A 13788-nucleotide genomic window follows, 5' to 3' on the forward strand; every position below is an offset into this window, starting at 1 on the left:
TCGCGTTTTGCTTTCCGATGTCCGCGTTTGCAGGCTGCGATGCGCCTCTGCGTGGCAATCCCGAGTCCTGGCTCCCGGGAACGCCGTTTCCGGTCCTTGATCTCCCGGCGCCCCATCCGGCGTCGGACTGTCCGTTCTATCAGGCGGCATGGCAGACGTTTCTCCATGTCTCGCAACCGGGTGCTGACGGCGAGCCTGCGTTCCTGAGCTATCCCGGAATCGGCGAACTGTTCGATCCGGCGGGCGAGGAGACCGACCATCTCGACCTGTCGGTAAAGGTGGCCGAGGAAGACGGGACAGCGGTGCTGCCGGAGATCGGTTCGGGCGTCGAGCAGGCCGGGCTCGGCGGCCTGCTGATCGACGGGAACGGCCGGCCGATCTACTATGCCATCCATCTCAACGACCGCTTCGCCGAGTTCGTGCGGCGCAATGGGCTGACGACGCCCGCGGCGGTGCTCGGCGCCGATCCGTCGCTGGCCTTCGACGAGCCCGGCATCATCGAGCTGAAGTCGGCATGGCGTATCCTTGCGCCGGGTGAGGACCGCAGCAGCTACTTCTGGAAACGCGCCACCGTCCCGCATCTGGTCGCCTCCGACAGAGGGGTGGTGCCCGACCCGTCAGGGCTCTGCGAGACGGTCGATGTGGCGCTCGTGGCGCTGCATGTGGTCTTTACCATGGAGGGCCATCCGGAATTCATCTGGTCGACCTTCGAGCACGTGGACCGCGAAAAGCGACCCGACAGCGCGCCTGAGGCCGACGCGAACCCCGAGGCGACCGACCCCGGCTATGTGGCGGATGCCTCCCGGTCGTGGTTGCTCTACCGCGCGGGCGCCACGGCAGCTCACTCCAATCTCGGCGCATTGCGCACGGCGGACGAGCTCGCGGCGGCCTTCGACGAGGCGTCCCAGTCCTTCACCCGCAACGGCGGCGCCACGACGCCGATCTACCGCGAATACCCCGCCTCCAAGATGACGACGACCACGCCTGACGAGGATCTCGAGCTCCTGAATGCCAGCGTGTGGTCGCGCTTCCTGCCGGAGGACTCGGGCGACATGCGCCAGCATTACCGCCTGGTCGGCGCCACCTGGCTCGACCGGCCGGACCGGGATTTCGCGGCCGGACGGGAGTTCGTCAACGCGCCCGGCCAGAGCTCCGACGAAGGACCGGTCGCCGGCGAGGACGCGCTCTCGAGCCTCGCGATGGAGTCCTTCACTCAGTCGACGTACCATAACTGCTTCAGTTGCCACGATACTCAGCTCGTGGTCACGGCTGACGGCGGCGAGCTGGAGGCGAAGGCCATCAACGTCAGCCGCGTATTTTCCCGGTTCCTTTCCGGCCACAACTAGGCATCGGAGGATTCCAGCCGGTACCTCGACATTCGGGTTACACGTGGCGCGAGAATGATGTAAGACGGCCACAGTCGAGCCGGAAAGCGTCACAAAGAATGCGCAGTCACCAACTGACCTACGCCGGGCTCCGCCTGGCGCGGTGGCGCAATCGCCACAACCTGCGCCAGGCCACGCTCTGGATCATGGTGGCGCTCGGACCGCTGCTCGCAATCGCGACGATGCTCGTCCTCTCGGACATGCAGTGGTTCGGCGGCGGCAAGATGCTGCGGCCGGTTCTGCTCGCGGATTTTGTCTACGCGATCATCGTCGCCGCCTTCGTGGCGCAGCGGGTCGGCGAGATGATCGCCGCGCGCCGGCGCAAGTCGGCTGGCTCGAAGCTGCACATGCGGCTGGTGCGCTTCTTCACGCTGATCGCGCTCATTCCGACCGTCCTCGTGGCGGTCTTTGCCACGGCCACGCTGAACTTCGGCCTCGAAGGCTGGTTCTCGGACCGGGTGCACGACGTGGTGACGAATTCGATGGCCGCGGCACAGGCCTACGAGGAGGAGCACCGCACCACGCTGCAATCGGACGCGCAGGAGCTCGGGGGCTTTCTCGACGAACAGAAGGAGCGCAATCCCCTGCTCGCGGGCGGGCAGCTCCGCGACCTGCTGACCCGTGGCCAGTTGCAGATGCAGCGCGCGCTTCCCAAGGCCTACGTCATCGACGGTGACGGTGGGCTGCGTGCCCGCGGCGAGCGCAGTTACCTCTTCTGGTACACCGCGCCGACACCCGCCGACATGGCCCGCGCGCGGGAAGGCGAGACCGTCATCATCCAGGACTGGGAGAACAACGAGTTCTGGGCGCTGCTCCGGCTCAAGGCGTTCCCCGATCACTACCTCTACGTCAGCCGCGAGGTCGACGGGAAGATCCTCTCGCTCCTCGACGAGACGCAGGAGACCGTGCGGCTCTACCAGCAGCTCGAAGCGGATCGCGGGCGGTTGCTCTTCGAGTTCGCGCTGGTCTATCTCGGCTTCGCCCTCGTGGTGATCCTCGCCGCCATGTGGATGGGCCTCTGGTTCGCCGAGCGGCTGGCGCGGCCCGTCGGCCGGCTCGCCAGCGCTGCCGAGCGGGTCGGGCGTGGCGACCTGGACGCGAAGGTCCGCGAGGAGCAGGGCGACGACGAGATCGCGCTTCTCGGACGGACCTTCAACGAGATGACCCGGCAGGTGAAGGGCCAGCGCGACGCGCTGATCGCGGCGAACGACGAGACCGAGCGCCGGCGCCGGCTCTTCGACTCGGTGCTCTCGGGCGTGACGGCCGGGGTGATCGGCCTTGACGGCGCCGGCCGCATCGAGGTGATGAACGCCGCTGCCGGGGCGCTTCTCGATCTCGACCCCGAGGTATCGGCCGGAGAGCCCTTCGACGTCACCGTCCCGGAGTTTGCCGAACTGCTGCACCGCCTCGACACCCGGCGGAACGGCGTCGCTCAGGCCGAAGTGAAGCTGGTGCGGGCCGGACAGGAGCGCGACCTTCTGGTTCGCATTGCCGCGCGAACGGCCGATGACGGGCGTCTTGAGGGCTTCGTCGTGTCCTTCGACGACGTCACCGACCTCGTTGTCGCTCAGCGCATGGCGGCGTGGGGCGACGTGGCGCGGCGCATCGCCCATGAGGTGAAGAACCCGCTGACCCCGATCCAGCTCTCCGCGGAGCGGCTCCGGCGCAAGTTCGGGCCGATGGTCCCCGAGGAGGAGCGCGCGGGGCTTGAGCAGTATGCCGACGTGATCGTTCGCCAGACCAACGACCTGCGCCGCATCGTCGACGAGTTCTCGAAGTTCGCCCGGATGCCCGCGCCGGAGCGTCGGCCGGTCGACCTCGGCAAGCTGCTCTCGGAGGCTGTGCTGTTGCAGGAATCCGCGCGTCCCGACGTCATCTACCGGCTGGCGCTGCCCGAGACGCCGGTGCTCGCGCATCTCGACGGCACGATGATCAATCAGGCGTTTACCAACCTGCTGAAGAATGCGGCGGAGGCGATCGAGGAGCGGCTGACCGCGGCATCCGAAGGCGCCGCCGGTGAGATCCGGGTATCGCTGATGACCGAGCCGGGACAGCTCCGCATCGACATTCAGGACAATGGCATCGGCCTGCCCGAGCAGCCCGCGCGCCTCTTCGAGCCTTATGTGACTCACCGGGCGAAGGGGACGGGGCTCGGGTTGCCGATCGTGAAGAAGATCGTCGAGGAGCACGACGGTACGCTCGACCTTGTCCCGGCGCCGCCGTTCGAGGACGGCGCGCCCCCCGGCGCCTGGGCCCGCATGGTGCTGCCCCAGGCCGCCCCCGAACACAGCCGTGACAGCGACGAAAAAGCCAAGATTACTGAGAAGTTGAGGGAGAGCCTGTGATGAGCGACATCCTGGTGGTCGACGACGAGGCAGACATCCGTACCCTGATCGGCGACATTCTGACCGATGAGGGCCACGGCGTGCGTCTCGCCTGGGACAGCGAGACGGCGTTGGGCGAGATCGACCGCGCCGCGCCCGACCTGATCATCCTCGACATCTGGCTCAAGGACAGTCGGCTCGACGGCATCGACATCCTGAAGAAGGTGAAGCGCGACAACCCGGCAATCCCGGTGGTGATCATCTCGGGTCACGGCAACATCGAGATCGCCGTCGCCGCGATCAAGCAGGGCGCCTACGACTTCATCGAGAAGCCGTTCAACATCGACCAGCTCATGGTCGTGATCGGCCGCGCCATGGAGACCTCGCGTCTCAGGCGGGAGAATGCCGCGCTGAAGACCCGTGACACCGGCTCCTCGGTCATGCTGGGCGGCAGCCCGAACTTCCGCCACATGAAGGGCCAGCTCGACAAGGTGGCGCGCACCAACAGCCGCATCATGCTGTCCGGGCCGGCGGGCTCCGGCAAGGAGGTGGCGGCGCGCTACATCCACAAGAACTCCGAGCGGGCAAAAGGGCCGTTCGTCACGGTAAACTCCGCCACCATCGGCGCCGACCAGATGGAGGAGGTGCTCTTCGGCCGCGAGGGTCCGGACCGCGGCGTCGAGGCCGGCCTCTTCGAGCGGGCCCACACCGGGGTGCTGTTCTTCGACGAGGTGGCGGACATGCCGCTCGGCACCCAGTCGAAGATCCTGCGTGTTCTCGTGGACCAGAGCTTCCAGCGGGTCGGCGGGTCGAACACCGTGCGTGTCGATGTGCGGGTGGTCTCCGCGACCACGCGCGACCTCGCCCGCGAAGTGCAGGCCGGCCGGTTCCGCACCGAACTCTACCACCGGCTGAACGTGGTGCCGGTGACCGTGCCGGGGCTGGAAGCCCGCCGGGAGGACATCCCCGAGCTCGCCGCGCGTTTCCTCGAGGACCTCAGCACCGCGCAGGGCCTGCCGAAGCGTACCCTGACGCCGGAGGCCGAGGCCCAGCTCCAGACCATGCGCTGGCCCGGCAACGTCCGCCAGCTCCGGAACACCCTTGAGCGCTCGCTGATCCTCGGGCCGGATCAGGGTCCGATCGAGCCGGAGGAACTGGTGCTCGAGTCCGCCCCGAATGGCGCCAACGCCGGCGGGATGCTCGGCGCGGCCTTCGCCGGTCTCGCGCTGCGCGAGGCGCGGGAGATGTTCGAGCGCGAGTATCTCGTGGCCCAGATCAACCGTTTCGGCGGCAACATCTCCCGGACGGCGAACTTCGTCGGCATGGAGCGCTCGGCGCTGCACCGCAAGCTGAAGTCGCTGAACGTGATCACTGCCGGCCGCAATGATCGCAGCGAGGAGGCCGAAGCGCACGCCTGAGCGACGCTTCGCCAAGCGGCGGGCGCCGGTTCAGTTGTGCGGCGCCCCGTCGTGATGCTCCGCCAGATCCTCGGGATGCCGCAGGTGGCCGTCCCGATGGCGGACGAAGTGGTTCCAGGCCCAGGTCAGTGCCCAGAGCACGACGCCGATGGTGATGAGCCAGGCGGCGATGCGATATTGCGGCATCTGCGCGGCGCTGCGTGCCCACGGGCCGACGAGGAACGCGCAGGTCGCGGCACCGACCCATGGTACCCACGACGGCGCGCGGAAGTGGACGTGCGCCACCTTGTGCTTGCGCAGCACCAGCAGCGAGACGTTGACGATGGTGAAGACGCAGAGCAGCAGGAGCGCCGTGGTGCCGCCGAGCAGGCTCACCGCCGCACCCTGGCTGTTCGTCACCACGAAGTAGATGAGCCCGAAGGCGAGCAGGGTGGTGAAGATGATCGCCACCCACGGGGTCCGGCGCGTGGGGTGCACTCGGCCAAGCGCGTGCGGCAGCACCCCCTGCCGCGCCAGCCCGTAGAGCAGGCGCGAGGCCATCAGCATGTTGATGAGCGCCGAGTTCGCCACCGCGAACATGCCGATGAACGGGAAGATCGTGTCGAACGGCAGCCCCGGCGCGCCGGCACGCACCACCTGCGTCAGCGCCGAGCCCTTGGCCGGGTCGGTCAGGTCGCCGACCGGCACCAGCGCCACGGCGCAGATCGAGACGAGCACATAGATGACGCCGGTGATCCCCAGCCCGGCCAGCATCATCCGCGGGAAGTCCCGCACCGGATTGGTGCACTCCTCGGCCATGTTGACCGAATCCTCGAAGCCCACCATGGCGAAGAACGCCAGCGAGGTCGCGGCGGTCAGCGCCATGAAGGCGCTCTTGTCGGCTGACGAGTGGAAGATCATGACCTCGGTGAAATCCGCCCGGCCCTGTGTCATGGCCCAGAAGCCGATGAGGATGATCATCAGCAGCCCCGAGAGCTCGACGCAGGTCAGCACCACGTTCGCCTTCACGCTCTCGCCGACACCGCGGAAGTTCACCAGCGCGACGATTGCCATGAAGGCAAGGGCGAGCATGAGGATCCCGCCGCTGCCGGCCTCGTAGCCGAGGCCGAAGCCGTCCGAGAGAAAGCCCGCGAAGGCATTGGATGCGGTGGAGGCTGAGGTGATGCCTGAGCACATCACGGTAAACGCCACGAGGAACGTCAGAAAATGGATTCCGAACGCCCGGTGGGTGTAAAGCGCGGCACCGGCGGCCTGCGGATAGCGGGTGACGAGTTCCAGATAGGAAAGTGCCGTGATGGTCGCGACCGCGAATGCCACGAGGAAGGGTGCCCATGCGGCGCCGCCGACCTCGCCCGCCACTGTCCCGGTCAGGGCGTAGACGCCCGTCCCGAGGATGTCGCCGACGATGAAGAGGAGCAGAAGCTTCGGGCCCATCACCCGCACCAGCTCCGGTTCCCCCTTCGCGTGCCCGTGCCCGTCCCCGACGCCCGACGTTGCGGTGCTCATGCCTGTCGCTCCCCGTGCCTGCGCTCTCGCACTCGTGAGGGAACGCCCCGTCGCGCGGCCGGGTTCCCCGGCGGCACCATAGTACAGAATCGCTGAATCCCGCAGCGACGCGTGTGGCCGCGGCCGGGACGAGGCTGACGTCAGCGGCTGCCTCGGGGGGGCGACGTCAGGAGGCGGGCCAGCTCTCCACGACCTTCCACGCTTCCGCCGCATTCGCCACGTGGGTGATCAGCCCGAGATCGTCCGGCGCCACGGTTCCGGCCCTGACCAACGCCTGCCAGTCGATCACCTCATGCCAGAAGTCGCCGCCAAACAGCAGGATCGGCAGCCGCTTCATCCGGCCGGTCTGCACCAGCGTCAGCACCTCGAAAAGCTCGTCGAGGGTTCCGAAGCCGCCCGGAAACGCCACGATCGCCCGGGCGCGCATCAGGAAGTGCATCTTGCGGATGGCGAAATAGTGGAAGTTGAAGCTCAGCTCCGGCGTGCCGTAGAGGTTCGGGCTCTGCTCGTGCGGCAGCACGATGTTGAGGCTGACCGAGACGCCGCCTTCTTCCCATGCGCCGCGGCTGCCGGCCTCCATGATCCCCGGGCCGCCACCCGTGCAGACCACATAGTCGCGGTTGCCCGTCGAGATCGCCTTTTTCGTGCAGAGCCGCGCGAAAGTGCGCGCCTCCTCATACCAGTGCGCGAGCCCGCTTGCCGGTCGCGCGGGGCCGGTGTCGGCCGGATCGGGGATCCGCGCGCTGCCGAACATCACCACGGTGGAGTCGATGCCGCGCTCGGCAAGCGTCATCTCGGGCTTCAGCAGCTCCAGTTGCAACCGCACCGGGCGCAGCTCCTCGCGAGTCAGGAAATCGGCGTCGTTGAACGCAAGTCGATAGCTCGGCGACAGCGTCTGTGGCGTCTCCGGCGTCCGGTCCCAGCGGGCGACATCCTCCCTCGCATCAGGAAAACGGCGCGGTTGTTCGGTCGGTTGGCTCATGCCCATCATCCTCTCGGCGCATTGCCTCAGGTCCGGCGCCCGTCTATAGGTTCGGCCGAACCCCTGCCAGACTTGAACTTGATCGTCTGAATACTGTCTGAATCACGAATCCCGGAGTGCCTGAACCATGAGCCTCGATCACGCCCATCTTGAACGTGCTGTCGAGGCAGCGTGGGACGCGCGCGATACCATCACGCCGGCCACTGGCGGAGATGCGCGTGCCGCCATCGAAACCACCCTCGAGGCGCTGGACAAGGGCGCGCTGCGGGTGGCCGAGCGGCAGACCGATGGCGTCTGGAAGGTCAACCAGTGGGCGAAAAAGGCCGTTCTCCTCGGCTTCCGCCTGCAGGACATGGCCGAGCAGAGCGGCGGGCCGCAGGGCGGCGGCTGGTGGGACAAGGTCGACTCGAAGTTCAAGGGCTGGACCGAGCATGATTGGCGGGCCGCCGGCTTCCGGGCGGTGCCGACCTCTGTCGTCCGCCGGTCGGCGTACATCGCGCCCGGCGCCGTGCTCATGCCTTCCTTCGTCAACCTCGGCGCCTACGTGGGCGAGGGGACGATGGTCGATACCTGGGCGACGGTTGGGTCCTGCGCGCAGATCGGCAAGAACGTGCATCTCTCGGGCGGCGTCGGCATTGGCGGCGTGCTCGAGCCCCTGCAGGCCGGCCCGACGATCATCGAGGACAACTGCTTCATCGGCGCTCGCTCCGAGGTGGTCGAAGGCTGCATCGTGCGCGAGGGCTCGGTCCTCGGCATGGGCGTCTTCATCGGCCAGTCAACCAAGATCGTCGACCGCACGACAGGCGAGACTTTCTACGGCGAAGTGCCGCCGTACTCGGTTGTCGTCGCGGGTAGCATGCCGGGCAAATCGTTCCCGAACAACGAGCCCGGTCCGAGTCTCTATTGTGCGGTGATCGTCAAGCGGGTTGACGAGCGCACGCGTTCCAAGACGGGTATCAATGACCTACTGCGAGATTGACGATCCTCTCGTGAGCGATGTGTTCACATTGCTTGTCGTGGTCGGCCGGGGGCCGAGCGACGATCTTCCAAGCGATGCGACGGGGGCCGAACTCCTGTGCTACGCCACGGGCAATGATGAGGCCGAGGCGGTGCGCGAGACGGTGAACGTGCTGCGGGCCGCCGATCTTCGGCCGCTCGACGTGACGGGCTATGGCTCGCTCGCCGAACGCGAGACAGAGGGTGAAGTGAGCGACGAGGAGCGCGACCTCATCGAGCGCTGCCGTCGGGAAAACGCGGTGATCGTCGCCGAGTTCACGCCGATCTATGGCGAGCGCGTCATCCACTAGGGTGACACTCCTGCAGACAGTCACCTCGGGACGCCGCCATGACGAATGATGCGCCCCGGCGCCGGACCGTTCCGAACTTCGCGCTCTATGGCGCGGAGGCAGGTCAGGCCTGGGTCGACATGGTGCATTGCGAGCGCATCCCCGCCCGCGCCGGCCGTTTCGGCTTCGAGATCGAGCCGCATTCGCACGACGGCCTGATCCAGTCGCTGCACGTGACGCAAGGCGGGGGCGAGACCTTCATCGACGGCCAGGACTGGGCTTTCGCGGCGCCCTGCCTGATCGTCGTGCCGGCGCGGTCGGTTCACGGCTTTCGCTTCAGTGCTGACATTGACGGTCACGTCATCACCGCCGCGCAGTCCGCGCTCGAGTCCGTTGCGATGGCGGCGGAGCCCGAGCTTCTGCCGTACATGCGCACGCCGGCGGTGCTGGCGATCGACCCGGCGAGCCGGCGCGGCACCCCGCTCGGCCCGCTCTTCGAGGCGATCGGCCGCGAGGCGGAAAGCCATGGCCGGTGGCAGTTCACCGCGGGCATCGCACTCACCATCGCGCTCTTCGTGCAGGTCGCGCGGTTGAGCGAGACGGCGCGGCTCTTGGCAATCCCCGCCCGCGCCGCGAGGGCGGCGCGGATCGAGCGGCTTCGCTTGCTCCTCGACGCGCGTTGCCGCACGCGCCAGCCCGTCAGCAGCTATGCGGCGGCCATGGGGATCACCACCGGCCAGCTCACGCGGATCTGCCGCGAGGCCTTCGGGGTGTCGGCCATCGAGGCGATCGACCTGCGCTCGATCCACGAGGCCAAGCGCCTGCTCGGCTACTCGGTGATGAGCGTCAAGCACATCGCGAGCGAGCTCGGCTTCGAGGACGAGGCATACTTCAGCCGGTTCTTCCGCAAGCAGACCGGCCTGCGCCCGACCGAGTACCGCGCGAATGCTCAGAGCCGGCTTGCACCGACCCTGAGCGACGAAACCAAGGCGACCTGAGCCTCAGGCGACGAGCTCGCCCATGATGACGTGGAGGTTCTCCGGCCCGGAGTTCGTGAGGTTGTTGCCGCGCACGTACTTGATCGGCCTTGCCGGGTCGAAGGCCATGCCGTCGAGCTTGTTCACCAGCAGCTTCACCGAGATCAGGGTCTCGAGCTTGGCGAGCGGCATCCCGAGGCACTTGTGGACCCCGTTGCCGAAGCCGAGGTGGCCGCTGGTGTCGCGGTCGATGTCGAAGGTCTCGCCGTCGGGGAACCTGGCGCTGTCGCGGTTCGCGGCCGAGAGGAGCAGCCGTACGGTCGCGCCCTTCGGCAGGGTCACGCCCGACACCACGGTCTCTTCCGTGGTCATCCGGCTCACCCGCTGAACCGTGCCGCGGTAGCGCGCGACCTCCTCGACGAAGCGGTCGATGTCGGCGGGGTTGTCGCGGAGCCGGGCGACCAGCCCGGGCTGTTCGGTCAGCATCCGGAAGGCGTTCGCGACAAGGATCGTCGTCGTATCGTGTCCGGCGATGAAGACGAAGGCGCAGAGCTCCTTGGCTTCCTTCTCCGACAGCAGACCGTCCTTCCACATGCGCGCGATGTGGCCGCCGATCGACGGGCTGCCGGACTTGTGCAGGCGCTCCATCGCCTCCTTGAGATAGGCGAAGAAGTCCATGGCGCTCTGCTCGTCGGTGCCGGTGCCGGGCGCGTTGCGGGCGAGGCGGCCGAAGTAGCTGAAGGTCTCGTCCGACCAGAACTTCATCTTCTCCTCGTCCTCGTTCGGCACGTCGATCATCGTCGAGATCGTCGCGATCGAGAGCGGGATGGCGTAGTCCTCCACCACGTCGCCGCCGCCCTTCGCGATCATCGCATCAAGCAAGCTCTCGGCGCGCGCGGTGATCTGGTCGACGAAGGGTTCGAGCGACAGCGGCATGAACGACGGCTGGACCACCTTGCGCAGGCGCGAGTGTCCCGGCGAGTCGAAGAGCGTCAGGAACGTCAGCGGCGGCGGGCTCACGACCTCGGACGAGAAGAGCTTCGGGTTGCGGACCGCGGCGTAGACGTCCTCGTAGCGCGACAGGAACCACACATCCGACGTCGCCGACTGGCAGCGCAGCACGGGCGCGTTCTCGCGCATCCAGCGATAGTGCTCGTAGGGATCGCCCTGCGACCCGTCGTCCACCACCTTGAAGGGCTCAAGCCCCTCGGGCCACGCCAGCTCGTGGGAGTAGGGGGGCAGCGGTGCCGCGGCGAACGGGCAACCCGCGGGCTCGGGCTCCGGCGCCGCGACAGGGACGGGCGCCGGGGCAGGGGCGGGCGCCAGGGCAGGGGCCGGTACGCGGTCCATCCGCTCCAGCGCCCGGCTCATCGTCGCCTTGGAGTGCTGGGCGTGGAGCGCGATCAGGTCGCGCGCGCGGTTGATATCGCCAAGCTCGAACGCCGCCACCAGATCGTGGTGCTGCTGCACGATGTCGCCGACGATCTCCACCTCCGCCGTCAGCGCCCGGCCGATGTAGTCCTGAACCGCGAGCTGCTTGTAGAGCGTCACGAGTTGGGTGTTCTTCGACGCCTCGATCAGGAACATGTGGAAGGCGTGGTTCGCCTCGCTGTAGCGCGCGACATCGGTGAAGCGCTTGCCGGCCACATGGCGCCCGGTCGTGTCCGCGAGCTTGCGGTAGGCCATGAGCTGCTCGCTCGTGAGGCGCCCCATGACGAGCTGCGCCGCGCCGAGTTCGAGCGCCAGGCGCAGGTCGAAGGCCTCGTCGACGTCGATCGGCGCGATGTGCTCCTCGCCGGTCTGCACCACGAGGCCGCTGCCGGCAAACTTCTCGTAGTAGAAGTTCCGCGGCATCAGCCCCTCGGCCTTGAGGAAGCTGCGCACCGCATCGACCATCGGCGGCGGACCGCAGAGATAGACATCCGCCTCGCCGCCGTTCAGTTGCGACGGCAGGATATGCGAGGTGACATAGCCCTTGTTCGGATAGCTGCTCGTCTCGCTTGCAACCGTGCAGAGATAGCTGAAGTTCGGCAGCCGGCTGGCGAAGGCGTCGAGCTTCTCGATCTCCACCAGATCGGCGTCATTGGTGACGCCGAAGATCAGGTGGATCGGCTGGCGGGTCTCGCCGTCGGCGGCGATCTTCTCCAGCATGGACAGAAACGGCGCAAGCCCGGTGCCACCGGCGAGGAACAGAACCGGGCGCTCGATCGGCCGAAGGTAGAAGCTGCCCATGGGGCCGCGCATCTCGATCTCGTCGCCGATCTTTGCCCGCTCCAGCAGCCAGTTCGACATGACGCCGTGCGGCACGTTGCGGATCAGGAACGACACCTCGTCATCGGACGGGCCGGAGCTGAAGGAATAGGACCGGGTCTGGTCGGTGCCCGGCACCTGAAGATTGACGTACTGCCCCGGCAGGAAGCTGAGTGCGCCGCGGTTCTCAAGGGCGACCGAGAAGCTGAGGGCGGTGTCCGAGATCACCCGGCGCGCCGTGACGCGGCCCTTGTAGGCCGAGGCGGCGACGCTCGACACATCCGAGCTGGTGGCGATACGGACGACACAGTCGCTCGTCGGCCGCATCTGGCAGGTGAGAACCCGCCCGGCGGCGGCTTCCTCGGGCGAGAGGGCGTCGTCCACGCAGTCGCCGAGCTCATAGTCGCCGGACTCGCAGAGCGCCTTGCAGGTGCCGCAGACGCCGTCGCGGCAGTCGAGCGGGATGTTGATCCGGGCGCGCAGGGCGGCCTCTGAGACCGGCTCGCCGTCCTCGCAGTCTATGAACTGCGTCACCCCGTCCTCGAACCGAAGGGTAATCTGGTGGGTCATGCGGTCGCTTCCTCCTGATTGCCGCCGGTTGGTTTCGTGGCGGCGGCGCTTGGACTGGAGCCCGGGCGGTACCGGCCGGTCGGGTTAGGATCCCGTCCGGGTGCATGGCATGCCCTGGCGTTGCTGTTGTCCCGATAAACCGCGAGGTGCGGTTTCGATCAACGGACAGAGGTAACGTATGACAGGACGGAACGTGCATCTTGCGTCTTCGGCGCGCTCCCCGCGGCCGGACCACGCGCCGGACAGTCCGAGGACAGGTCTTTCCCCGTGCAAACCCGGGCCAGCCTGTGCTAACCATCGCCGCAACGCTGAGTGGCGAGAGACAACGACTTGAAAGCGCAGAGAATTGGTGCGGGGCGCGGGCGCGAATGACCTATTGTGTGGGCCTGCTGCTCGAGACCGGGATCGTCATGCTCTCGGACACGCGCACCAACGCGGGGTTCGACAACGTCGCCTGCTATCGCAAGATGTTCGTCTTCGAGACCACGGGCGAGCGGGTGGTCGCGATCCTGACAGCGGGCAATCTGTCCGTCACGCAGACGGTGATCGCGAAGCTTCGGCAGGCAATTGCGCGGGATGACCCGGAACACTCGATCATGCGGGCGCCCTCGATGCTCGACGTGGCCGAGATCATCGGGCGCACGCTGAACGACGTCCACGTCGCGGTGAACGAGCGCATGGAGCGGACGAAGTACTCCGCCAGCGCGTCCATGCTCGTCGCCGGCCAGCGGCTCGGCGGGCAACTCCGGCTGTTCCTCGTCTACGAGGAGGGCAACTTCATCGAGGCGACCGACGACACGCCCTATCTGCAGATCGGCGAGCACAAGTATGGCAAGCCGATCCTCGACCGGGTGGTGACGCCGGAGACGACCATCGAGGTAGGCCGCAAGGCGGTGCTGATCTCCATGGACTCGACCATGCGCTCCAACCTCTCGGTCGGGATGCCGCTCGATCTGCTCACCATCCGCCGGGGCGAGTACCGCGTGTCGACCCGCGAGCGCATCGAGGCCGGAGATCCGACGTTCAGCGCCATGTCGGAGGCCTGGGGCAATGCGCTCCGCGACGGATTTCTGTCGCTTCCCGGCTGAGG

Annotated in this window: 10 protein-coding genes; 7 read left to right on the forward strand and 3 right to left on the reverse strand. The window is 67.4% G+C overall.

What is annotated here, in order from left to right:
- The first annotated feature begins 17 nt into the window (after positions 1-17).
- The 3 genes from HNP73_RS16280 (at position 18) to ntrX (ending at position 5127) form a co-directional block, all read left to right on the forward strand.
- Positions 18-1346, forward strand: coding sequence for a hypothetical protein (locus HNP73_RS16280; protein WP_184152003.1), 1329 nt, complete (start codon positions 18-20; stop codon positions 1344-1346).
- Positions 1347-1444: 98 nt separating this feature from the next.
- Complete coding sequence (locus tag HNP73_RS16285; RefSeq protein ID WP_184152006.1) at positions 1445-3730, forward strand: sensor histidine kinase NtrY-like; 2286 nt, start codon at positions 1445-1447, stop codon at positions 3728-3730.
- On the forward strand, positions 3730-5127 hold the full coding sequence (gene ntrX, locus HNP73_RS16290; protein WP_184152009.1) for a nitrogen assimilation response regulator NtrX: 1398 nt from the start codon (positions 3730-3732) through the stop codon (positions 5125-5127). The genes HNP73_RS16285 and ntrX overlap by 1 nt, the downstream gene beginning before the upstream one ends.
- 30 nt (positions 5128-5157) lie before the next feature.
- On the opposite strand, the gene HNP73_RS16295 is transcribed toward ntrX, so the two are convergent.
- Together HNP73_RS16295 and HNP73_RS16300 are read right to left on the reverse strand one after the other, a co-directional pair.
- Positions 5158-6633: an APC family permease gene (locus tag HNP73_RS16295; protein WP_246399864.1), complete on the reverse strand. Its 1476-nt coding sequence runs from the start codon at positions 6631-6633 to the stop codon at positions 5158-5160.
- A gap of 166 nt (positions 6634-6799) precedes the next feature.
- Positions 6800-7615 (reverse strand): LOG family protein, encoded by an 816-nt coding sequence (locus HNP73_RS16300; protein WP_184152011.1) that lies wholly within the window; start codon positions 7613-7615, stop codon positions 6800-6802.
- 127 nt (positions 7616-7742) lie between these two features.
- Between HNP73_RS16300 and dapD the strand changes: the two genes are divergently transcribed.
- Genes dapD through HNP73_RS16315 form a run of 3 tightly spaced genes read left to right on the forward strand, consistent with a single transcriptional unit; the run spans position 7743 to position 9899 of the window.
- Positions 7743-8594: a 2,3,4,5-tetrahydropyridine-2,6-dicarboxylate N-succinyltransferase gene (dapD, locus tag HNP73_RS16305; protein WP_184152015.1), complete on the forward strand. Its 852-nt coding sequence runs from the start codon at positions 7743-7745 to the stop codon at positions 8592-8594.
- Positions 8575-8922 (forward strand): hypothetical protein, encoded by a 348-nt coding sequence (locus HNP73_RS16310; RefSeq protein WP_184152018.1) that lies wholly within the window; start codon positions 8575-8577, stop codon positions 8920-8922. Before dapD ends, HNP73_RS16310 begins: the two co-directional genes overlap by 20 nt.
- A gap of 38 nt (positions 8923-8960) precedes the next feature.
- Positions 8961-9899 (forward strand): helix-turn-helix domain-containing protein, encoded by a 939-nt coding sequence (locus HNP73_RS16315; RefSeq protein WP_184152021.1) that lies wholly within the window; start codon positions 8961-8963, stop codon positions 9897-9899.
- Positions 9900-9902: 3 nt separating this feature from the next.
- Here HNP73_RS16315 and benC read toward each other — a convergent pair whose 3' ends face one another.
- Complete coding sequence (benC, locus tag HNP73_RS16320) at positions 9903-12698, reverse strand: benzoate 1,2-dioxygenase electron transfer component BenC (RefSeq protein WP_184152036.1); 2796 nt, start codon at positions 12696-12698, stop codon at positions 9903-9905.
- Between the two features lie 368 nt (positions 12699-13066).
- Between benC and HNP73_RS16325 the strand changes: the two genes are divergently transcribed.
- Positions 13067-13786 carry a proteasome-type protease gene (locus HNP73_RS16325; protein ID WP_184152039.1) on the forward strand — a complete coding sequence of 240 codons (720 nt, stop codon included), beginning with the start codon at positions 13067-13069 and terminating at the stop codon, positions 13784-13786.
- Positions 13787-13788: the final 2 nt, after the last annotated feature.

The organism is Amaricoccus macauensis, from assembly GCF_014201905.1.
Taxonomy (GTDB): domain Bacteria; phylum Pseudomonadota; class Alphaproteobacteria; order Rhodobacterales; family Rhodobacteraceae; genus Amaricoccus; species Amaricoccus macauensis.

What these genes read in the sequence shown, in the direction of transcription:
- ntrX (WP_184152009.1), top strand. Translation starts at nt 3,730, where the DNA reads ATGAGCGACATCCTGGTGGTCGACGACGAGGCAGACATCCGTACCCTG.
- HNP73_RS16280 (WP_184152003.1), top strand. Translation starts at nt 18, where the DNA reads ATGTCCGCGTTTGCAGGCTGCGATGCGCCTCTGCGTGGCAATCCCGAG.
- HNP73_RS16295 (WP_246399864.1), bottom strand. Translation starts at nt 6,633, where the DNA reads ATGAGCACCGCAACGTCGGGCGTCGGGGACGGGCACGGGCACGCGAAG.
- HNP73_RS16300 (WP_184152011.1), bottom strand. Translation starts at nt 7,615, where the DNA reads ATGAGCCAACCGACCGAACAACCGCGCCGTTTTCCTGATGCGAGGGAG.
- HNP73_RS16315 (WP_184152021.1), top strand. Translation starts at nt 8,961, where the DNA reads ATGACGAATGATGCGCCCCGGCGCCGGACCGTTCCGAACTTCGCGCTC.
- benC (WP_184152036.1), bottom strand. Translation starts at nt 12,698, where the DNA reads ATGACCCACCAGATTACCCTTCGGTTCGAGGACGGGGTGACGCAGTTC.
- HNP73_RS16325 (WP_184152039.1), top strand. Translation starts at nt 13,067, where the DNA reads ATGACCTATTGTGTGGGCCTGCTGCTCGAGACCGGGATCGTCATGCTC.
- dapD (WP_184152015.1), top strand. Translation starts at nt 7,743, where the DNA reads ATGAGCCTCGATCACGCCCATCTTGAACGTGCTGTCGAGGCAGCGTGG.
- HNP73_RS16285 (WP_184152006.1), top strand. Translation starts at nt 1,445, where the DNA reads ATGCGCAGTCACCAACTGACCTACGCCGGGCTCCGCCTGGCGCGGTGG.
- HNP73_RS16310 (WP_184152018.1), top strand. Translation starts at nt 8,575, where the DNA reads ATGACCTACTGCGAGATTGACGATCCTCTCGTGAGCGATGTGTTCACA.